This is a genomic window from Cohnella endophytica (assembly GCF_003628305.1).
Lineage (GTDB): Bacteria > Bacillota > Bacilli > Paenibacillales > Paenibacillaceae > Cohnella > Cohnella endophytica.
This window is the reverse complement of sequence record NZ_RBZM01000001.1, coordinates 398,822-422,179: the sequence shown is the minus strand read 5'-3', so window position 1 is coordinate 422,179 and position 23,358 is coordinate 398,822. Positions and strand designations below refer to the sequence as shown.

General features: G+C 50.5%; 14 protein-coding genes. All 14 read right to left on the bottom strand.

Annotation, left to right across the window (positions count from 1 at the left end; genetic code table 11):
* Nucleotides 1-13 precede the first annotated feature (13 nt).
* Nucleotides 14-2,926, bottom strand: a complete 2,913-nt coding sequence (locus tag D7Z26_RS01985; protein WP_120974250.1) for a glycoside hydrolase family 2 protein — start codon at nt 2,924-2,926, stop codon at nt 14-16.
* A 12-nt stretch (nt 2,927-2,938) separates the two neighbouring features.
* On the bottom strand, nt 2,939-5,629 hold the full coding sequence (locus D7Z26_RS01980) for an alpha-L-rhamnosidase (RefSeq protein WP_120974248.1): 2,691 nt from the start codon (nt 5,627-5,629) through the stop codon (nt 2,939-2,941).
* A gap of 38 nt (nt 5,630-5,667) precedes the next feature.
* Complete coding sequence (locus D7Z26_RS01975) at nt 5,668-7,269, bottom strand: hypothetical protein (RefSeq protein WP_120974246.1); 1,602 nt, start codon at nt 7,267-7,269, stop codon at nt 5,668-5,670.
* Between the two features lie 23 nt (nt 7,270-7,292).
* Entirely contained in the window at nt 7,293-7,997 is a 705-nt protein-coding gene (locus D7Z26_RS01970; protein ID WP_158602150.1) for a PIG-L deacetylase family protein, read from the bottom strand.
* 30 nt (nt 7,998-8,027) lie between these two features.
* Nucleotides 8,028-9,593, bottom strand: coding sequence for a glycoside hydrolase family 32 protein (locus D7Z26_RS01965; RefSeq protein WP_120974242.1), 1,566 nt, complete (start codon nt 9,591-9,593; stop codon nt 8,028-8,030).
* Nucleotides 9,583-11,265 (bottom strand): SGNH/GDSL hydrolase family protein, encoded by a 1,683-nt coding sequence (locus D7Z26_RS01960; RefSeq protein ID WP_120974240.1) that lies wholly within the window; start codon nt 11,263-11,265, stop codon nt 9,583-9,585. The genes D7Z26_RS01965 and D7Z26_RS01960 overlap by 11 nt, the downstream gene beginning before the upstream one ends.
* 15 nt (nt 11,266-11,280) lie before the next feature.
* A complete protein-coding gene (locus D7Z26_RS01955; protein WP_120974238.1) occupies nt 11,281-13,407 on the bottom strand; it encodes an alpha-galactosidase in 2,127 nt (708 codons plus the stop codon).
* 86 nt (nt 13,408-13,493) lie between these two features.
* Entirely contained in the window at nt 13,494-15,320 is a 1,827-nt protein-coding gene (locus D7Z26_RS01950) for a type 2 periplasmic-binding domain-containing protein (RefSeq protein ID WP_120974236.1), read from the bottom strand.
* A 76-nt stretch (nt 15,321-15,396) separates the two neighbouring features.
* Nucleotides 15,397-16,296 (bottom strand): carbohydrate ABC transporter permease, encoded by a 900-nt coding sequence (locus D7Z26_RS01945; protein WP_120974234.1) that lies wholly within the window; start codon nt 16,294-16,296, stop codon nt 15,397-15,399.
* Complete coding sequence (locus D7Z26_RS01940; protein ID WP_120974232.1) at nt 16,293-17,195, bottom strand: ABC transporter permease subunit; 903 nt, start codon at nt 17,193-17,195, stop codon at nt 16,293-16,295. The genes D7Z26_RS01945 and D7Z26_RS01940 overlap by 4 nt, the downstream gene beginning before the upstream one ends.
* A gap of 155 nt (nt 17,196-17,350) precedes the next feature.
* Complete coding sequence (locus D7Z26_RS01935) at nt 17,351-19,174, bottom strand: cache domain-containing sensor histidine kinase (protein WP_158602149.1); 1,824 nt, start codon at nt 19,172-19,174, stop codon at nt 17,351-17,353.
* Complete coding sequence (locus D7Z26_RS01930) at nt 19,158-20,843, bottom strand: response regulator transcription factor (RefSeq protein ID WP_120974228.1); 1,686 nt, start codon at nt 20,841-20,843, stop codon at nt 19,158-19,160. The genes D7Z26_RS01935 and D7Z26_RS01930 overlap by 17 nt, the downstream gene beginning before the upstream one ends.
* 175 nt (nt 20,844-21,018) lie before the next feature.
* Complete coding sequence (locus D7Z26_RS01925; protein WP_120974226.1) at nt 21,019-22,179, bottom strand: mandelate racemase/muconate lactonizing enzyme family protein; 1,161 nt, start codon at nt 22,177-22,179, stop codon at nt 21,019-21,021.
* The gene (locus D7Z26_RS01920; protein WP_120974224.1) at nt 22,176-23,210 is read right to left on the bottom strand and encodes a zinc-dependent alcohol dehydrogenase; all 1,035 of its coding nucleotides are present in this window, start codon (nt 23,208-23,210) and stop codon (nt 22,176-22,178) included. The genes D7Z26_RS01925 and D7Z26_RS01920 overlap by 4 nt, the downstream gene beginning before the upstream one ends.
* Nucleotides 23,211-23,358 lie beyond the last annotated feature (148 nt).

Sequence of the window (23,358 nt, the reverse complement as noted above, 5' to 3'; positions counted from 1 at the left end):
CTCTCCCCTCTGGCTATCCTTCGACGGATTCGGTAATGGTTGCTTGCGCATACCGGATCAAATTGAGAAGCAACCGGTCGGCTGCCGGATTGCGATCTATTTGCTCAAGAATGTTCATTGCATTTAAGAAAAAACGGCCCTCTTCGGTCTTATAGTGAGCAATTAACAGACTTGATCCATAACCGCGAGGGATCCGATAATGTCCGGTGTTGAACCCGGCGCAGATGGTTTCATAGGGCGTATCTTGCCCGAGGAACACTTCATGCGAAATAACCTGACCATAATAGTCCATGTCGAGAATGCCAGGCCCTTGAAGGCCTTCGAATACGGCATGCCGATTCGCGACGCATTCCTTATGATAGATCGATTCCTTGATGCTTTTGCACGCGCCTTTGTTCGTCAGAGGCAACCAATCGATTGCCGTTTCATTGTCAATAAAAATCATCGGGCTTACAAAAAGGACGGTCGCTCCATTCCTCATGCGTTTCTTAAGCAGCTTCCATTTCTCTTCATTCGAGGAGTCGGCCGGATTTCCGACAACGATGATTTCTTTCTTCAACCCTTTTCCCGCTTGAAGCGGTACGCAATTCAACCCGCGTTCGACTAGCCATTCCTCTACAGGCTGATCAATTCCCCAAACCGTTACTTGTCCCTTGCAGGAAGGATAAGCATTCGAATCGGCGATATGGAATTTCAACGCGCCCCCTGAAGGAGCGCCGCCTCGTTCTAAATTAGCCGCAAACGTATAGCTTCCTTGCGGACCTTGGATTCGGAATGTCTCTTTGATCACGGGGACCGCAAAGGGCATGCTCTCCGGAATCGTAAACGAAACTGCTTTCTCCCAAACCGTGCCCGTCGGTCCGTATACTTTGAAACGAGCGGGATATTCCCCCGGCGCTAAGACATCCTCCGTAGCCAGAACGGCTTCTATCGTAATCTCTCGGCCGCAATAACCATGCATGGAGTCCACGAACAAGCACCATCGGAGAGGGGCAAACCCGTCGCTTACCGCATCGAACATCGTCGGCTTCCATTCGCGCCACAAGGTCCACATGCCTTCGCCGCACATGCCGTGATCGAGCATGCCCGTTAAATTGTATCCGCATAGGCGGGGATTAGAGCGAATCAAATCAAATCCGAACGTACGTTGGCGAGCGTTCAGCCGTTGGCTGTCGCGCAGCATGTCTTCCGGAAACGGATACGAGTCTTCCAGACCGAGCCGTTTCCAATCCGCATACAAGGCCTCGCTTTGTTCTTGCACCCAAGAAGCATCCTCCAAGTCGCTCCGAGCTCCCGCTTGCTCGAAGTGCCTCCACTCATTTATGACATGGAATAGGCTGCCGATTCCGTATTCCGATAAAAAAATCGGTTTGGTGCCATTCCCCATAGTGCGAAGAAAGTTTTTCGTTTCGGTGGAATGAGGCGTTGGCGGATAAAAATGAAATTCGCCGCAGCCATCGGCGGAAGGACGATCGAACTTAAGCGTCGGCGCGTCGGGAGCTTCGATCCCCCAACAATACTCCCATGCTTCGCCGCCGGGATTGCTGGCCGAGCCGATGCTAAACCGAAAATCAAAGCGACCGCTGTTGAGAAGCACTAATCGGGATGCATCGTAACGACGCAGAATAGGTAGAAAGGCAACGGCCCTCTCGAAGACGGGACCGTCGTATGTTTCATTCAATAAACTCCATGCAGCGATGCACGGGTGATTACGGTCGCGTTTGATCATTTCGATGTTGCTGTGGTCATAACGTTTCCCGACTTCCTCGGAATAAGGAAGATTCGGATATTTAGGATCGCTCGTAAAATTCAAACACCAGTTTGCCATCGTCTCTTGAAAGACCAACAAGCCGATCTCATCGCAAAGATCGAGCTGTTCTGGCGAAGCGACGCCTGCAATAAACCGAACCGCATTAAATCCGGCTGCTTTCAAATACAGCATATCCTTCCGGACATGATCGGAGGCTGACGGCACATTCATCGTAACGGGCGTCGCATTGGCCGTGTGCGTGCTTTTTAAGAAGATTCGTTTGCCGTTTAAATAAAAGAAACCGTCCATGATCCGAAAATCTTTGAACCCGAAACGCACGGATTGCCTATGCGGCCGTTGACCGGCCGTATGGATTTCGATCGTCGCTTGATAAAGATAAGGATCTTCCAGTCGCCATAATCGCGGATTCGGGATCGTCAAGGTCCATTCATGAACGGACTCGCCTTTGACCACATTCACGATATCGCGCTCGGCTTGGATCACGTCTCCGGATCCATTCGTTCGCGTGACAGAATAATGCAAAACGCCTTCGGTTACTGCGCCCAGGCAATTGCGTACCGCAGCCGTGATCCTTACAATGCCCGAATTCATTTCAGGTTGAACGAAAACGTCCGTCAAATAAACGGCAGGTACTTTCCTCAAATCCACGTGCTCTTTAATCCCGCCATGATTGAAGTCCCCGCCGGCAGATGGGACCTCGTTTTTGTTCCGATGCGGAACCTGGCCCAGAACGATGCCGTCAATCGGCTCATTGGTCGGATTCAGTACGCGAACAGCTAGTAAGTTCTCGCCTTCGGCAACCAATAAATCCGTAATATCGAACTCGAAGGGGGTTTCCCCGCCTTCGAATGAACCGGCATGTTGACCGTTGATCCAAACGTCGGCCAGGTAATCCACCGCGCCGAAACGGACAATCGAACGATCTCCGGGGAAATGAGCGCAACCGTCATGGAAAGAACGCCAATACCATGCCACTCCATGGTATCCGGGAAAGATTTGTTGAATGACTCCGGGCACGGGAGCAGGCTGAGCCTCGGAACGGATGCTTTCAAACCATCGTTCCTCGATCCCTTTATTCTCGCGGTCAACGAGCAGCTTCCAAGTTCCGTTTAACGATAGGATGTACCCATTTTGGCTGGTTGCGGTCATTGTCATGCGTGATTCCTCCTATTTCCCAGCCCCATTGGATTTGAACCGAGTCCGGAAACGGTATTCGCCGGACCCTATCTGGAAGACTCGTCTTGGTCCGACGATCCCTAAATCGATAATGGACTCGCCTACCCGATTATTCGCCACGTAGAGTACAGGCTCTCCGCTCTCATACACTTGCTCTCCGTCGATGTACGGAATAAAGATGTCAGCTTTCGTATTCGGCGGAATCGTCACCTGAAGCTCGGCGAAACCGTCGACGATCGACCATCGATTCCGGATCGTACCGTAACTGCTTTCATATTGGCAATCCACGAGCGTGAGGCTGTCGTTTAGGAATGGACGAATTTGAATATGTTTGTACCCGGGGGTTTCGGATGACTTATCAATCCCTCCCATGTAACGAAACATCCATTCCCCCACGGCGCCAAGCGCGTAATGGTTAAAAGAGTTCATGCCCGGATTCTGGAACCCTTTCTCCTCGGTCCAGCCGTCCCATCTTTCCCAGATCGTCGTCGCTCCGTTTCGAATGGAGTACAGCCATGAAGGATACGTTTCTTGAAGCAGCAGTCGATAAGATGCTTCCTCATAGCCTGCTTCGCATAGAACAGGCAACAAATATTTGATGCCATGGATCCCCGTCGTAATATGCCAGCCGCGTTGCTCGATATCCGCGACCAGATGGGCGGCTGCTTTCCGTCTTGTTTCCTCGGGAAGCAATTCCATGAACAACGCCAACGCATAACCTGTCTGAGTCTCTCCCGCGATTCGTCCGTCCTCGGCTACGAAGGCTTCGATGAATCGGGAACGAATTTGTTCGAATAATGCGGCGTACGAGGCAGCTTGCTCCGTTTTCCCGACCGCCTCCGACATTGCCGCCATTAGCTTAGCGCAATAGGCGAAGTAAGCGGTTGCGAACAAATCCATCGGCGTACTCGCGTTAAGGGATAACCAATCCCCATAATACTGGGTATCCGTGCGCAACAGGCTCGGATTCATCTTGACCAGGAATGCGAGCCAGGCGGCCATCGCATCATAATTGTCCTCGATGATCCTTCGATCTTCATAGACGCTGTACATCGTCCATGGAATGATAACGCCCGCATCGGCCCAGCCCGCGGAAGCGACGAACGTACTCCAATCCGAGAATCCTTTGAGAAATGGCGCCGTATCCGTAAAAGCGCCCGTTTTCCGTTGCGCGTCCACGATATCGGTCATATACTTCGCGAAAAAGCCCGCAACGTCCATGTTATACGATGCGGTACGGGAGAAGACTTGAGCATCCCCGGTCCACCCCATCCGCTCGTCCCGCTGGGGACAGTCCGTTGGGACGCTAATAAAGTTCGCGCGTTGCGTCCAAAGGATGTTGCTGAACAATTGATTAACGCCTGAATCGGAAGTGATGAGCTTGCCTGTCGATTTCATCGAATTGTGGATGACGCGACCCGTGATTTGCGTCACTTTCACGTCGGCGGAAGCGGTGATCTCCACATATCTGAATCCGTGAAACGTAAACTTAGGTTCGTATATTTCTATTCCCTCGCCTTTGAGGGTATAGGTGTCCGTTTGTTTAGCCGTTCGCAGGTTATCCGTGTAGATCGAACCGTCTGGGTTCAACACTTCCGCATATCGCAATGTAACCTTAGATCCCCGATCGCCTGTCACCTTGATTCGAACCCAACCGACCATATTCTGACCGATATCGATGAGCAGCGATCCGGGCACGACTTTTTGCTCCGTTATCGGCTCCTTTTCTTCCACGACTCGGATTGGCGGGCTGATCTGGGCATTGATCCATCCTTTGAAATCGCCATACACATGCGGGCTGCGCCAAGCCGAATCATCAAAGCCCGCTTCGTTCCACCCATCGTGCTCCAATCTGGCGTCGTAGCTCTCGCCCATTAGAAAATCCGAGAACGCAATCGGTCCCTTGCTCTCTTTCCACGAGGAATCCGAGACGATTGTTTCCTCCGTCCCGTCTTCGTAACGGACGTACAGCTGCAACATAAAACGAAGCGCCTCGCCATAGAGGTTTTTCCCGTACCAAGCGATGTGACCGCTGTACCATCCCTCTCCGAGAATACTCCCGACGGCATTCGAGCCCACGTGAAGCAAAGAGGTGACATCATAAGTCCTGTAATGCACTCTTGTATGATAATCGGTCCATTCCGGAGCAAAATAGTCCTCCCCGACGCGGCTGCCGTTGAGACTGACCTCGATCGCGCCGAAGGCAGTCGCATAGATCGTCGCTCTTTGAATCGGTTTTCCGATCGTAAAGGATTTACGGAAGAAGCTGACTTCCCGGTTACCTTCTACGGGTTTAAAAACCTCGCCGATCCAATTCGCCTTCCACTCGCTCTGGCTCAGAAGCCCCATGGACCATTCGCTAACTTCGCTCCAAGCGGATAGATTGCCTCTCGTATCCCATACGCGGACTTTCCAATAATATCGCTCGTTAGACAAAAGCGGAGTCCCGTTATAGGGAACGAACACGGATTGATCCGAATTCACTTTCCCCGAATCCCATACGAATCCGGATTCATCAAGGAGCTGCTGTCTATCCGAGGAGACGAGAATGCGATAAGCGGATTGGAGAAAACCTCTTGTCTTGGTTTCGATCATCCAACTCAATCTAGGGTGCGACGAATCGATGCCAAGCGGGTTGTATAAGTATTCCGTTTTGAGATTCGTCGGGATGATGCTATTCATGAAACCGCCTCCAATGGGAACGATCAGCAGATTAACTCCTAAAGCGCGACTTCCGTATGGTATGCCGTCACGGCACCCTCGCCGTCAACAATCGCAAAGGACAATGGTTGCAGCAAAATGGGATACTGGCGACCTGCCCAGTGGAGAATTCCCTGATTCACCGTTTCCAACAAATTAAACAAAATACACTTGCCGCTGTCTTTGAGCCATACCAAGCCGATATGGTTCCCCTCGACGAACCGCGGGAAATTCCACGAGCCCTGGGCCACTAGCCGCTGCAGCGAAGAAATTTGTTCGACGGAAGGTTTTGCTGTCGCTTGCTGATCCCAGAAAGTAATATTGTTTGTCGTTAGCTGCAGCTGTTGGAGGATATCTTTATTTTTCGTAGCTGCCGCTTGGTCAAACACGACTTGCTTATAGCGAGGCAACTGCTCCTGCCATTGTGCCCCAAATTGATAGTCACCGAAAAATAACAGCAATTCCCCGCCCTCGCCGCTCTGGTCCGAGCGAACGGCTTTAACCGGCATACCCGCCAACAGAGGAAGACTCGTCGGGACGAAGGCTTCCGCATAAGCGCCATGCGTGCCGTACGCAAGATGCACCGGATATTCTCTTGGCACGTTCGCGGTCTCTCTGTCCAACTCTCGCATTACCGGAAGCGCAACTGCTATTGCATGCCAATAGCTTTCCTCCAGCACCCAAGTACCGCTCATGAACAGCACATTCTCAAGACCGGCCGTAATGGCCAGCATCGCTTTATAGACCAGGTTATGCTCCTTTAAAGAGCGCGGCGGAAAAATCGTCGATTCGCTGTACGCGAATTTCTTATCGATAAAGCTCAGGTGGTAGATTATACCGAGCAACTCTTCCGCTTTCGCATGGGGATTCGTGAATCTTGCATCATTAAATTGATACTCTCCCACCCGGAACAACGTGTCCGGTATTTGCTCGCGAATGGAAGGAATATCGATCCCGTGCCGTTCATCGCCGAAATGCATCACCATAATCCCGGGTTGAACGCCCTCGATGTCCGTAGCCTTCACCACGTCCGTCACTTTAACGCATTGGAACGCGACCCAATCCTTCATGACTTCCGCGTTCAGCTTCTGCGAGACTTGGACCAGTAACGATTCCCTTGTTTCCTGACGGCCATAGATCGCATTAAATTCCGTCACGCAAGCTTCGCAATAACAGCCTTCAATAAACTCGTTAAAGTTGCCGGCCCGCAGATCATCGTCCAGGAACACCTCTTTGAAGCCCGCGTCACGCAGTTGCTTTGCCACCTTGCCGTTGTCCTCGATCAGACAAGCATCGATCGCCCCGCAATAATAGACGGTTTCTCCCCTGCTATCGACCCGATAATGCCAATGCTTGGGGATTTCCAGATCCAGATCGGGATCGTCCGGATTCAGCGCATTACCCGGGTGCCCGATCGGGATCGTTACCGCACCGACCTCCAGCCCGTGCGATTCCGCGAACGCCTTGGCTTGCTTAAGCTCTTCGATATCGACCATATTGCCGGAGAAGAAGCCGGCGATCCAAATTTTCTCGATTCCGGCTTTTTTCATATTCGCAACCAAGGTATCCCGCGAGTTGACATCCAGTAATGGCTCATGTGCCATGCTATATTGCAGTTTCATCTCATTCACTCCTAATAGATCGATTATGGAAGCAATTTAAAATTCGGCATATAGCCGTGGAGCCGGAACGCTCGATAGCCTTCGGCATAGATGAACCCGGCTTGAAGCCCTCTAAATTTGTCCGTGATTTCCAGAATATCGAGCAACCCGTGCGTCTGATAGACATCCATCCAGTTAAACTGGCTGGTATGCTTGGTTAAAGCTTCCTTTTTCAATTCGTATACATCGGTGATGTCGACATAGACTTCCGGCAAAAAGCCGATTCCCACAGGCGTCCCGTAGTAGAATAGCGAAGGATTTTTGGCAATGGGCGGTTCATCCGCCGGGATCAGCTTGCCTGGAATCGATAGCATAACTTCGCTGACGATTTTCCCGGTAACGGCGTGGTCCGTACTGGGATCCTCGGGATAGTTGGCCAGAATGACGTCCGGATTCGCCCATCGAATGGCGTTGATGACGGCTCGCCGCGTTTCGGGAGTGTCCTGTAAGCCCTGATCGTCGAATCTGAGAAACTTGACTTGGGCGCCCATGATCTTGGCCGCTTCTAGTTGCTCGTTTTCCCTCGCCAGAGCGATTTCCTCTCTGCTTGCATACTCATTCGAACCGATATTACCGCTCGTTGTCAGCGCGATAAAGATGTTGTGGCCCTGCTGTTTGTATTTCAATAAAGTTCCGGCACAGAATACTTCAATGTCGTCCGGATGTGCGCCTATCGCCAATATGTTCACAAGGATCATCTCGCTTTTGTAGGATTAGTTTTAACAGAAATTCGAAGGCATCATTTCCCATACTTGAATCGCATCGAATGAAGCCGCGCCGCCTTCGGTGAAGAGGTAGACGCCCGTACTGTCCGATCTCTCCGGATAAACCCGTCTTGTTATAGCTTGACGCTCATTGGCGAAAATCTCGATAACGGATTTATCGATATAGATCGTTAATTCGAGTTGTTCGGATTGTTTCAATTGAAAAGGCGCGGCTTCTCTAACCTTCCAGCCGTTGACGCCGCTGCGCGTCGAATCGAAGACAAGTTCTTTCGTTTCGGCATCGTAATAGAGCAGGGTGACTTCCTCTTCGTCCGGCGAAGCGCGCACCTTCAAACCCGACTTCCGAGCGGTCCCGGGCGCGATCGTCAGCTTAATCTCGGAAGATTCGCCGTTTATTCCATCCAGCTCCAGCTTCTCTCCTCCGGATAGCTCTATTGCCGGAAAGCTCTTGGCGTTATACCTCAACAAAGCAAGCTCATCTACCGGCGCCATACGTAACGTATTGTCCTCTCCCAGCCATAAGCTTCTTGGCAAGCTATACACGCCGGACCACCCGAAGCTTGATTCGTCTTCCAGATTATCGACGATCCATGCCCACATGATCTGCCGGCCTTTATCGTCCATCAATGCTTCCGGAGCGCAGAATGCGGTGTCTGCCCAGGTCATGCGTCCGTGAGTTTCCGGCAGCAATCGATCGTCGCGATATTCGCCGATGTAATATTGGCAGCCCTTATTATGCGAAATGAAAAGCTGTAAGTATTTGCCGCTCGGCGCCCCTCCTTGTCTGGACGGAGGAAGCGGGAAGAAGCTTGCGCACATATCGTCTTCGGATTCTAGCGTCCATTTGTTCGAACGATCCCTTACATAGAAGCGGTCAACGTATTCCCACTTCTTCAAATCCGTAGATCGGAATAAATCCGTCCAGTCTCCCCTTGCCTCAAGCGGGGAATCTTCCTTTCTTCCGTACTTGCCCAGCACGCATAAATTCCCGGTTTGCATATAATACACGCCGTCTTTTTTCCAAATATTGCTTGGGTCGCAGCTCCCCGCATACACGGTTTCACCATTGCCGCCGATGACTTCAGTAATTCCGTTTACCGTGCTTTGGATCGCCAGCGTCTCGAATTTTTCCCAATGGTCGTAGTGTCTGTCCGAGCTTCTGGCAATCCCCACTCCTCCGCCCGCCATCGTCTCCAGACTTGTCGCCAAACTCGAATAAGAGAGGTATACGGTATTGTCGTCATCGACAAAGGCTCCGCCGCTGAAAGCACCGTTATCCCCCTGGCTTGGGAATAACGCATCCGGATGAGCGCGCCAGTGAACCAGATTATGGCTCGAAATATGGCCCCAATTGAAACCGTCGGTCGTGCTTGTGCAGTTTTTATAGAGATACATCAGATGATATCTGCCATTCGCAAAAAAAGCGCCGTTCGGATCGCCCGGCAATCCGAAGCCTTCGGGCATGGCAAAGTGATACCCAGGACGGTAGCGGTCTCCAAGCAGTAGCATTCTAAATTGATTGAGCGTCCGAATGGACTCTTCGATCGTTTTATTGTCCATCGTTTCCTCCCGATGTACCGAGTATTTTCAAGATCGCGTTACTGAGCACGCGATCGAACACCCCCCAATTCCGATCGATAATCCCGTAAGGATGGTTCACCATGTTCCCTTTCAGCTCCGTTAGAAAATACTTTCCGTACAAATGGAGATTGCTGAAATAGGCGTAAGCTCCGATGAAAGCCATTTGATATTCGGAGGCTAGGCCGCGATACAGCTCATGATATTTTTGAAAGCTGCTTGAAGAGCCGTTTCTTGAAAAAAGCGGATTCGCTCCGTTATTCGTAAGAACGATACACGGGATTCCGGCATTTTGTATGCTCTGCAGAATGAAGCGGGCCGCTTGTTCGGTCTCCTCCGGATTGCCGTAGCAGACATCGTTAATGAAATACTCCATCACGATCAAGTCCGGTTGCACAGGCAATACCTCGCGATGGAAACGATGCATGCCATGGCGCATCTCTTCTCCGCCATAAGCTAAGACCGAAGTTGAGATTGCGGTTTGCGGATAAGCTTGCCTCAGCTCTCTTACGACTTGGCCAGGCCATAATCCGGAGTTCGCGTTGCTTGCTCCAAAAAAAGCAATGCGTACTGGAGTGCCGGAAGCGATCTTCTCCCTGAAACCGTCCAGATGGCTGCGTTGTTCCAATGGAATAATGTCAAGCGGATCGATTCCGTTCAGCGCCGGCCTTCTATCGAAAATCATTTCGGGATAGGCTGTAACCGTATACTCTCCGGACAAGTCAAGATTGGCATCCGACCCCCATTGTGAAAAATCAAGCTCCAGCCCCCAGCTTACCGGATATCGGTAGGCGGATTGCAGCAGCAACGGCAGCTTCCGATCGTGCGGCAGCCGTTTGGGTTCCGTCCATCGCAAAGTATCCATCGTAATGATATCGTTCGTGCCATAATCCTCTCCCGTTGCCCCGATTCGGACTTGGTATTGTCCTTGGGAATCACCTTCTTCGGCCGTAACCTCGACTACGTAGGTGCGTTCCACCATGTCCTCATATCGTCCCGCGAGAACCGGCAGTGTCTTCGTCGAACGGGAAGACGTTGAACTATTCGCAGCGATCAGACACCCTCCGCCATAGATACAGGATTGTCCCCAGCCCGTGAAAACATGGGCCAGCACAAACCCCGTTTTGACCGCCGGCGGCTCGGGCAGCAGCAGCTCGCGAGATTCCGGCGCCTCGCTATCGCCTTCAACGACTTGTATCGTTCCGTTCTCGAGCAGAACGATGGCATCATATCGGCATAACCAAACGGTATAATCAATGGAAAGCTCTTGACCGACGCCGATCTCCCCTTGCGGATGGCGCCTAATAGAACCCCAATAGCTGTCTTGCGTATAATCTACTTCCGGAACATAACGCTTCTCTCGATCCTTCGAATACACCTGAAGCGAACCGGGAACCATGCGTTGATAAGGCATTCCGGCCGTGCCGCGAAGATTCTCTCCATTCCAGCCGCTCGGGGAAGCCGTGCCTTCGCCTACTATGCGATAGAGTTGGTTGTTATACTGCCTTTGTCCGGCCTCGCGAATACAAATCGAAGAGGCTGCGTCAAGCTCGATGACCTGATCGCCGGCATGTATGCGCCCAGGCTCGATGATTAGATTCATGGAAGCCGGCTTCGTGGGTACGATCGCAAGGCCCGAATAACTTACTTTCATGAGTTGATCCTCCCGTTAATCCGTTTCCGTCAGCAAAATCATTTGCGAAGTTAATGCCGTATCCAGCTCGATCGTGAGTCCTTCTCTTGATAACACGTAACCGCCGACAACGAACTCGCTTCCTTCGGGCTCGATTCGCACGCGATAGTTCGCGCCTTTATCGAGGCCTTTGAATTTCATCGTATAGCGATCTTCATCCGCGTTGACTAGACGGAATACGGTCGCCACGGCTTTTTTCCGGTCTTCGGAAACGTACTCCAGCGCGGCCCAGCCTGAACCGTCGGCTCCGGGAATGACCGGCGTATGATGATAAACCTTTGCCGCCCGGTGGAAGGTGCGGATGAAATCCTTGTAGATGCCGATATATTTTTTGGCGCAAGCCATGATGGCGGGATTCGCTGAAGCGAGCGAAGGCGTAACTCCGCACAGCATCGGATGTCCCATCATAATCACGTGCATTTGGGTGTCCAAATTCCCGTCCATACCTGGTGAGTACGACCTGTTGATATATTCAGGCGGAAGTGCCATGCTCATGCCATTCAAGATTCTCACCGTCCGCGGCATCTTGAACCAATCGGAAACCCAGGTCGTCGTAAATCGGCTAACGATGCCTAAGTCCGTCCTTCCGCCTCCGCTGGCGCAGTTCTCTAGCTGAAGGTTGGGAAACCGCTTGCCGACCCGTTCGAAAATCTCGTAAATGGCCTCCATATGACGCCAATGCGTATTCTCGTTCCGGCCTTCCTTAAGGTTAAAGCCCCCCTCGTTGGAGCTTGAATTGTAATCCAAACGGAACATATCCAATTGATATTTTTCCACTAGCCGAATAATCTCGGACTCTACGAATTGCTTTACCTCGGGTTTCGAGAGGTCGAGCACTCTCGGGAACGTACTCCCGTACTTCGTCAGAAACCAATCGGGATGGGCCTCGGCAAGATTGGATTTCGATCCGGCGGTTTCGATTTCAACCCATAACCCGCATTTCAAACCTTTCGAACGCGCGTGCTCGTAGACGGGAAACAGATCATTAGGAAGGATATCCGCGGCGAACCAATCGCCCGTCGTATTGCCCCAATCCGTTCCCGCTTCCCCGTTCTTACCGTACCATCCGGCATCGATCATGAAGAGCTCCGCGCCTAGCTCGGCTGCGATGTCTACCTCGTGCTTCAGTCCCTCTTCGCTCATCTCCGGCTGCTTATAACCAGGTACCATGTAACCGGCTTGGTTATAAATAACGGGCTGCAACCCGTCTCCGACCTGCCGCAGGACGGATTGCCGCAAGTAGGCATGCAGGTTCTGAATCGCCGTATCGAGATCGACATGGCTCATCCCGATATGCATGTCCGGAGCGACGATCGTTTCTCCCGGCGCGATCAATCTAGCGGGAGAAGGCGTCATCGGCTGGATCTCGAAGTTTAAGTTGATCTTGTTCGGAAGGCGGCTATCGTTGAAATAATCGGCGAAGACGGCCGACTTCCAGTTCGCCGACCAACCCATCTGACAGACGAAATAGCCGCCGTTTATATTGTTGCGCAGGACAAAGAAAGGGCTGCTATGCCCGCTCATGCCAAATGTCGATTGAAAGAAAATGCCTGTGTTCACCGGAATATCCTGCCATGCGAAGTTTCCCTCGTTCCCCCAATACAAATCCTTGAATCGTCCGACGGAATAAGGCGCTACCGTGTCGTCTCGCAGATTATCGGCTATGTTATCGGTAATATTCCAAATGCATCCCTTGAAAGGGACCATATTCGTAAGGCCGATCGTCGCCTCGTCCGATAGATTGGTGATTTCCATCGTTCTCTTGAAGAAGCCGAATCCGGAGCAGATGGTGATGACCTTTAACTGAACCGGGCTCCGCTCATGCTTTAACGTCAACGTTCCGGTCGTGTTCCCAAGCTCATCCCGACGGGTAACAAAGTCGCTGAACTCCCACCCGTAATTCATGGATTGTCCGTCGATCGTCAGGTCGAAGGACGGTTTATCTTTTAAGTCCGTATGTTCGTAGATCGATGTGCCATTATCTTGAAACCCGGCGAACAACAACCTTCCTTCCGCCAACTTCTCCGTATAGATGGACAATTCCGATTGGTACTGAAATCTCATGTTGTTAAGATCGGGGATAATCGAAGATTGAACGGTCACATGATTCCCTCCAGTTTGCAATCTAAGTAAAAAGGGACCACCGAAGGCAGTCCCTTTTTACTGCATCAATCCTTCGTTGCTCTCAATTATTCTCCCAAATTATTCGCTTTAACAAATTCTTTGGCATCGTCGATGAGCTTGTGGAACTCGGCATACGCTTTGTCTACGCCCATCGCGGTGAAATCGTCGATCGCTTTTTTCTTCGCTGCATCGAAGGCTGCGTCGTCTTTGGCCATAATGAATTTCGCGATGTTCGCCAAGAAGTATTGATCTGCTTTAACCATAATTTGTTGGCTTGGCTCGGACAATTGCTTCACGAACGCAGGGAACGCGAAGTATTTCGAGTCCGTAACGGCTTTACCTTCCTTGACCAGCTTGTCGTATACTTGACCCGGGTACAGATCCGCTCCGTATTGCTGAGCCAATTCCTTCTGGGCCTTCGTAATGGTAGCCGGGTTGATGACAAGCTTCAGATCGAGCGGGAATCCGTCTTCCGCCGTCCATGCCTCATGAAGATTCGAAATTTTGTTCAGCACTGGAGCAGGAAGAGTACCTACGCTTATCCCATAATCGTTGTAACCAGGATCGGAAGGGTTCGCCATCTTGCCGATTAATTGCGGTTTGCCGTCTACGACATCCCAATCTACGCCTTTAACGCCGGTGAACACCAATCGGCCGCCTTCGTCTCCGCTAAGGTAGTTGAACAGCTCCATCGTACGTTCCGGATATTTGTTCGCCTTCGTAATGGCGCGAGCCGGGCCTAACAGATTTCCGCCTGGAGCATCTTTCGTATACAACGCCATGTATCCAGGGAACGGTCCGGGCAGTTGTTGCAATTCTGCATTATCGTTGCCGGTATTCGCGATCAAATCATTACCGCCTGTCCAGAAGCTCGCTGCCGAGTTAAATACTTGACCGTTGTTGAGCTTGGCGATATACTGGTCGATCTTCTGCGTGAAGCCTTCCGGATCGAATATGCCCATGCGATAGGCTTTGTTGAAGAATTTGATTCCGTTCCAGAATACGCCGTCGCCGGCAATATAGTTGTCTACCACTTCTCCTGTCGTTGCGCTGATCGACGTATTCGCCGTCCAGTTGTTATACCCCATGGAGAATGGATAAGAGATAATGTACGGGAACGGATCCGCGGCCCATGCCGAGAAAGCATATGTTTTCTTACCGTCTTTCGTTTTCGGAAACTTGTCTTGCAGTTCTTTGTTCATTTTCAAGAAATCGTCTTCATTGCTCATAACCGGAGCGCCGATCGCTTTGAATAAATCCCATCTCGTATAGAAACCGGCAAGTGCGGTTAACAACGGAGTCGGCGTAGGGCTCGCTTTATTCACCCGAACCGGCAGGAAATACACTTTCCCCGTATTGTTGCTTGCAGACGCTTTCATAATTTCCAGCGCTTGCGGCGTATTTTTCGTAATGTTCGGGCCATACTTCGTAATCAAGTCATCCAATGGAATAACCTGACCGCCTTGGATCAAGGAGTCGACCAGCGCGCCAACGGATCCGCCCGTCGTAATGACGTCAGGCAAGTCGCCGCCGGCAATCAATGTTTTCTCCTTTACATCATCGCCCGTAATCAGGTCCAGCGTGATTCCGAATTTTTCTTTAATGACTTTAGCTATGGAAGAATTCCATTCCCCGTTCAAATTGGCATTCGAACCGCCAACGAACACTTTCAGAGTAATCGGATCTCTAGGGAGCTCGGGATAACCGGAAGCATCCGTCGAAGCGCTAGCCGTCTCTGTCGAAGCCGGGGCTTCGGTTGAAGCGGATTCCGAAGCGGGCGCGGAGGATGCAGCATCTTTATTATTGTTATTGCCGGAACACGCGGTAAGCATAAGAAGCGTCATCATCAGAACCATCGCGAGCAGACTCGTTCTCTTCTTCATTACTGACATCGAATACCCTCCCTATTATCGGTTCATTGTTCTATCTATTGATAAATGGTTCTCTAGAAAAACCATTATATCCGGGTTAGCCTTTTACTGCGCCAAGCATAATGCCCTTAATAAAGTTCTTCTGCAGGAACGGATAGACAAGGAGGATCGGCAGCACCGAGATGACGGTAATGCTCATCTTAATCGATTCCGGCGATAGCTGGAGCTGTCTGCCCGCATTCCCGCTCCTCATCATGTCCGCAAGACCTTGAGACAAGCTCTGCGCCTCATTCAAATAGCTGTATAAGATGACTTGAATCGTCTGCAGGTTTGCTTTCTCGACCAATAAGTAATTATCGATCCACATGTTCCAGCAGCCTACCGAGGCATACACGGCAACGGTAGCGACGATCGGTTTGGACAGCGGGAAAATAATACGATTAAAGACGGTCATGAATCCGGCGCCGTCTATTTGAGCCGATTCTTCCAGCGAGGAAGGCAATTGTTCGATATACGTCTTGATCAGGATAATATAGAAGGCGTTAATGATTCCCGGCAGGACGTAGAGCAAGAAGGAATTGCGCAGTCCATACGTCTTCATTGTGATATACCAAGGAATCAAACCCGAGTTCAAATACATGGACGCAACGACGATGCGATACATCAAACTGCGGAAAGGCATGACTCGTTTGGTGAAGAGATAGGAAAGCATCGCCGAGAAGTAGACGCATAATATGGTGAAAATGACCGTTTTTTCCACCGAAATGAGAAAGGCATGCGGGATCGTATTCAGACTGAATATTTTGATATAAGCGTCGATATTGAAATTACCCGGCCAGAGATAAATGCCTCTTTGCGCCAATCTCGGTTCGCTGATCGAATAAATAAAGACGTAATAGAACGGATAGATACAAACGAAGGAGAATACGGCCATGAACGCATAGTTGAGTATGTCGAACGTTCGTTCGGCGAACGAGCGCTGTTGTTTGCTTATCATAGGATCGACTCCCCTTTCGTTTTTTTGGAGAGATAGTTGACGGCGAATAACAATCCGATGCCGAGCAGAGATTTAACCATCCCTAGAACGGTCGCGTACGAATAGTCGCTGACAGCCCAGCCGACCTTGTAGATATAGTAATCGAGCACGTCCAGCTTATCCGCCACGAGCGGGTTATAGAAAACGAAAAACTGATCAAGTCCGTTGTTGAGCAAATTACTGATCTGCAACAGCAGAAGGACAAAGAACGTCGGGCCTAATCCCGGAATCGTAATGTGGCGCATTAACCCGAATTTGTCCGCTCCGTCTATACGAGCTGCCTCGTATTGCTCGCTATCGATTCCCGCGATCGCGGCCATATAGATGATCATCGTCCATCCGATCGTCTTCCATATAAACAGCCCCGCCTGGAAAAACCAAGCCGCGCCATTGTTGCCTAAAATTCCGATGACAGGTACGTCGATATGCAAGTTTCTTAAGATCGTATAATACAGGCCTTCGTTCGAGAAGACAGCGAAAGTGAGGGCAAACACGACGATCCAGCTGATGAAATTCGGTAGCGTCGTTACGGTCTGGATAAATCTCTTAAATTTGTTATGCTTCACTTCATTGATCATAACGGCTGCGATCATTGGCAATGGCGTTACGAGGATCAAGAGAAAACTCATAGCCAACGTATTCTTCAGTACCCGGAAAATCTCGCTTCGTTCTTGATACATTTTGACAAAGTTATCGAAGCCTACGAACTTCAACTGCGAGAAACTGAGCGCCGGATTGTAGTTATAGAAGGAATAAATCCAACCGAACAGCGGGACGAAATAAAAAGCAATAACGTAAATCATAAAAGGCATCGCGATCAAGAAATAGGTCCATCCGATTTTGTTCTTCAGGGATAACAACGATTGATTCCTCCTTGCCTGACGATAGTTGTAAGGTATGAACTTATTATAGAAGCGGGAGCCTCGCGGAAAAATGGACTTTCTAGTGAAATACACAACAATCCGAAAGACCGAAAAAGGTTTATTCCCATCCCTCAAGATAAGTTGTACTTTCTTTACTTTTTTTGCACTTTCGGAATCGTAAATATCAATTCGGTCCCCACTTGCTGCTCGCTGTGAATGTTGATGCCATAATGGTAGCCGAAGTGAAGCTGGATTCTGCGGTTCGTATTGTACAATCCGATCCCCTTCTTCTCCTGGGATTGTTCGCCATTGCCGTTAATAAGAGATTCCCGTTCCTCCTGCAGCTTCGCTTCGGACATACCTTCACCGTTATCGGAGATACTCCAGACGATTTCATTTTGATCTTCCGTAGCCGTAATCGTTATCGTTCCGCCATTTCGGTTTTTCAAACCATGCATAATCGCATTTTCGACCAACGGCTGCAGCAGGAAACGCAGAAACGGGTATTCCATGACTGCTGCGGAAATCTGATAATCGAGTTTAACCCCGCCTGCCATCCGATAATTCATAATTTTGATATAATTTTCGATATATTCGATTTCTTCCCGGATCGTACAGAGCATGCCTTTCTTGAACATCGGCTGTAAGTAGTCCCCTAATGTCGTAATGCTTTCCACGATATTGTCCGCCTTGACCATAATCCCCATCCATTTGATCGTATTTAACGTGTTATATAAGAAATGGGGCGTAATCTGCGATTGTAAAGCCCCGATCTCGATCGTCCGTTTCTCTTCCTGAATCGTTTCCTTTTGTTCGATCAAGTCTTGAATGTTCTTGGACATTTTATTAAATTGAGCAATAAGAATCCCTAGCTCATTCTTTAAATCCAGATCCAACGTTAGGCCCAGATTGCCTTGCCCCATTCTTCTTACAACGGTCGTTAAACTGTTGAGCGGCTTCGTTATTCTGCGAATCCAGTACCTCGAAAGAATGGCCGCCGATGCCAGACTGAAAATAAACATCGTAACGACAATGAGCCTCAAGGTCAAAATATCTCTGGTGAAAATGCTTACAGGAATCTCGTTAACAAGCGTCCAACCCAACCCGTTGATCCGGTACGACATGATCTGTTTGCCATCCCGTTCTTCGCTGGCAAACTTATTGCCTACGACCGCGGGATGATCGATTAGTTCAGGAACTGCTCCAGCTTGACCGATTTTCGCTTCGTCCCCGTGGGAGACGATATGACCCGTGTCGTCGACCAGATACATTTCGTTATTCTGGATATCGTTGGCATGATTATAGATATCGTTTAAATAATTCATATCCAAATTGAGAACAAGCGTAGCCGAGTGGTTATTCGAGTAAAAGCTCCGCGCGGCGGTAATATAGTGAATCGGCTTCGCAACCGTCCCGGATATCGTTGTCTCATCCGCGATATTGAAATCTTGATCGGTATATCCCCCGAACCAGACAAGAGTTTGCGCTGCCGACTTCACCTTTCCATAGATTTGAGCTTGATAGAATTCATTCACTTTACTCGTTGAATCGAACAAAATATCGTTTCTTCGCGCGGTCGTTCGAATCATAAACCCGTTATCGCCAAAATAACTGATCGAGTCGATATATTTATTAGCCGACAGAGTTTCCGCGAAATATTGGAACGCCGCCACAACCTGCAAGACGCTGTTCGTCTCGGTCATGCTTTTGAAATTGATCAAATTTTGCAATTCGGCCTTCAAAAAGAGCTGTCTGGAAACCTGATCCACCTCGTTCACAAACAACGACAGATTATATTCGTTTTGATTAAACTGCCGCTGATTCGTATCTTTCGAATTGTTCTTCAATACATTCAGGATGCCGAAATAAGCAATTAGCGAGCTAATCGTAAAGATCAGCAGGAAGATGACGAGGAACGAGATAACCAATTGATTCGCCAAGGAAGATCTATTCGATTTATTAAAGATTCTCATCATCCGCTTCGTCCTCCCTTTCCTCTCTTTCCTCTCTTTCCTCTCTTTCCTCTCTTTCCTCTCTTTCCTCTCTGCCGTCCACGAACCATTGCTTCCTGAATTCATGCGGCCTCATGCCGGTCACCTTTTTGAATATTCGGCTAAAATAACTGTCGTCCATATAACCGGTCTTCTCGGCGATTTCATAGGATTTCAGATGCGTATTCATCAACAGGTTTTTAGCCATATCGATCCTGTAATGATTTAAATATTCAACAAAGCTAGTCTGCAAATGCTTCTTGAACAACCGGCTTAAGTAACTCGGGTTCATCTGTACTTGATCGGCTAATTGCTGCAGCGAAATATCTTGATCGTAATGGTTCTGAATATATTTCATCGCTTCTGCGATTTCTTTGCTGATCGCCCTTCTGTTCTGATGATGATTTTTCACTTCAAGCCAATATTGCGTAAAAATATCGATGTCTTCATCCAAGGTCGTGCCTTGATGAATGCGGCCGGCATAGTCAAGCGCCATGCTGGAGATGTCGTCGGCGTAATTATTGAGGTTAACGGTCGGCCAGTGAATCCAACGGATCAGCATCACTTGGATGTCCTGCTTGGAGATGCTCTCCAACAGACTGAGCGCCTGGATGCCGATTTCGATTTCTTTGAAGTACTTGCCGTTAAACGGCTCCAATTCGCGAATCATCTTGTCGAGCTTCTTGCCTACGTTTTTCGAAACGCGGTCCGTCTTTGCAATGTCCGATTGAATATATTTTTCGTTTCCGAGAACGAATCCGAGATCCAGCGCGCGTAGGGAGTCCACGTACATTTGCTTAAGCGCGGAATATCCGTTGTTGATCGGGCTGATGCCGAAGGTGACGGATGCGTTCAGGTAAGTTTTAACGACACCGCTGATATGCGACAGGATGTCCTGCAGTTGTTGATAAATCGTCGACTCGCTGACGATATCCTGAAAGCTGAAAACTAAAATGTATTTCTCGTCCCGTTCGTAGATGACTTCTCCCCGGTTGTAACCGGCCAGCAGCTCGCTCATCATGTTCAGGATGCTGAATCGGATTAAATTCCCGTGACTGTCTTTGAACTTGCTTTCCATCTGCTTGAAATTGTCGATCGCCATCACGCAGAGAATCAGCCTCTCCGGGTGGAGACGGAAGCACAGTTTTTTCGTTATTGCGGCGAATTCCGCATCCGAGTAGCGCCCGTAAGACAAATAATCCTTCATTGCATTTTCCTTGAGGTTGATGGCGTTCAGCAGGTCCTGCTGGGGCTCCGATGGAGTTCTGACGCTTTTCGTTTGCAATTCCGCCTGCACTTTTTGCAAAACGGACTCCATCTCATCTATGGACATTTTTAACTTGAGAATATAATCGGAAACGCCGAACCGGATCGCCTTATGGACCACATCGAATTCTTCATAAGCGGTCAGGATGATAATCTTAGTCTGCGCATCGTTCTCCCTGATGCGGGAGATCAGCTCCATGCCGTCCATATTCGGCATTCTGATATCGGTTAGAATGAGATCGGGTTTTTCTTGTTGATAGAAATCCCACGCAAGCTGCCCATTCGAGAAATCCGCTATAACTTCCATCCCTAATTTTGCCCAATCGATCGAGTTTTTCAGGCCAATTCGCACCAACATCTCATCTTCTACGATGATGACCTTAATCATGACTCACACCTCATTATTCAAATTCAAATTCAAATTCCTTCGTTTTCATAAGCCTTTGACTTATTATAACGGTTTTCATGAGATGCAATTGAATGTAAATAGAAAGAGCCAAATCGAATAAAGGATCGGCTCTTTCTTTATAGATATTAGATTTAAGCCTCGTTGAAGTCTGCTCTTACAAGATCTGACCAATACGCGGCTGGAATTGCGGGTCCTGCGGATCGTAGAACACCATTTCACGTTCGAAATCCGAGCCGAAATGATTCAGCTTCGTAATGTCCAGATCGATGCCGAAGCCGGGGCGGTCGGGAACCGCGATTTTCCCATCGTTGAACACCAGCTCATCGCGTAGCAAATCGCCTTTCATGAACTTCAGATGGGTATCGTTCGCAAACGGGAAGTTCCGCGAAGAAGCGATCATGTGTACGTTGCCCAAAGTGCCGATTCCGGTTTCGGCCCAGCTTCCGGTGACGCACCAAATACCTGCATGATTGGCCAAATCTACAATCTGCTTGGCTTTCAAGATGCCGCCCGCTTCGGATGGATAGACGAGAAAACAGGCGCAAGCTCTCTTGTCGATCAGACGCAGCGCATCCTCGTAGGTCGCACAGCCTTCGTCAGCGATAATCGGTACATCCACCGCGCGGGCAACGGCAGCCATTCCGTCCACGTCGTCGTAACGCGTTGGCTGCTCTACCATTTGCAGGTCGTATTTCTCCATTTGGCGGATCGCTTTAATCGCTGTCGGAACGCTCCAGTTCTGGTTGGCGTCAATGCGGATCTTCATCGCCGGTCCGACTGCCTCGCGAACGGCTTTGACCCGCTTCGTATCCAGATCGATGTCCCGCCCGACTTTCAGCTTCAATTCCGTATATCCGGCGGCGGCGAACTTGCGCGCTTCTTCGGCGTTAACCTCCGGTTTGTCGATGAAGATGTAGCCGGCGAACGCCACCTCCTGCTTCACCTTTCCGCCGAGCAGGTTGTAGGCGGGGGTGTTCAGGATTTTGCCGCGCAAGTCGAGTAGCGCCATCTCGATGCCAGCCATGCCGTAATAGCCGATCTGTTTCCAGTTCACGCAATATTCTTCGAGCCGGTGGAGGATCGACTCCATCTCCATGGGATCGCGACCGACGACGAACGGAGCGAATTCCTTGTCCACCACCGTCTGAATAACCGGAATCGTCGGGCCGACGGATTCGCCGACGCCGATCAAGCCTTCGTCCGTCTCGATTTGGATGATGAGCGAAGGCGCGCTGTACCTAGTGCCTCCCGACCATTTTTCGCCCTTATGAAAAGGGATCTTGATTGCTTTTGTGCGGACTGCTGTAATTTTCATCGTGATTCCTCCCGAGGTTCGTCGTTGTTGACGATAATCTTGACCGCTTCGCCTGAGGAGTCCCTCGCGAACGCGATCGCTTGGTCCAACTGGTCAAACCGATAACGCTGCGTAATAAGCGGCTGCACTTGCACTCTGCCTGATGCCATCATGTCGAGGACCCGCGGCCATACATGCGGCGCGTTCGTCGAGCCAAGCAAACGTAATTCTTTCAGCACCGCCGTCTGCACGTCGACCTTGATCCGTTCGCCCGGCAGCCCGAACAAAAGAAGCTCCCCGCCTCTCTTCAGCAGCTCGATGCCGAGCTGGATCGACGCTTCGTTGCCCGCCGCGTCGATAACGATGTCTTGCGTTTCCGCCTCCGGCAATCGGTCGCCGGCTTCGGCTTGGCGGAGGTTGACCGCGGCGTCCGCTCCCAACCGGCGACCCAGCGCCAGACGGCTGTCCTGCATGCCGATCAGAGTGACCCGACTTACGCCTGCTGCCTTCAACAGTTGAACGTAATAGAGGCCGGTCGGACCATCTCCCAGCACTACGGCATGCTGCCCCAAGCGGATGTCCAGCTTATCGATGCCGCCTAAGCAGCAGTGCAGCGTCTCCGCCTGCGTCGCCTCATCGAAGCCGATCGAATCGGGCAGGCGGTACAAGTTCGCGGCCGGTACGACGAGATACTCCTGCCAGCCTCCGGGGAACTGAAGTCCGATTTCTCCGGCTGCAGAGCAGCGATGCTTGTTGCCTGCGCGGCATTCCGCGCATGTCCCGCAACCGATCAGCGGATCGATGCAGACGCGGTCTCCGATCTGCCAGCCGCTCACTCCCGCTCCGAGCCGTTCCACGACGCCGGAGAGTTCGTGGCCAAGCGGCAGCGGCGGTTCGCCGAAGCCTGCATGGCCGCTCATGATATGAAGATCTGTGCCGCAGATGCCGATGGATCGAATGCGAATCTCGACCTGTCCCGCACCCGGCGCCTCGCGCTCAGCCTCTCGGGAGGCGATCGTGTCGATGCCAGTCCACTCCCAAATCCTCTTCATGACTGATCAGCTCCCGTCTCGATTCCTGCTTCTTTCATGTATGCGTCCAACGCGTCTCTCGTGGACAGATCCAGCAAGGGTTCGTGGGCCATGCTGTAGTTCAGCTTCATCTCTTACGCGCCTCCTTTACCGTGCTATCCGACCGTTC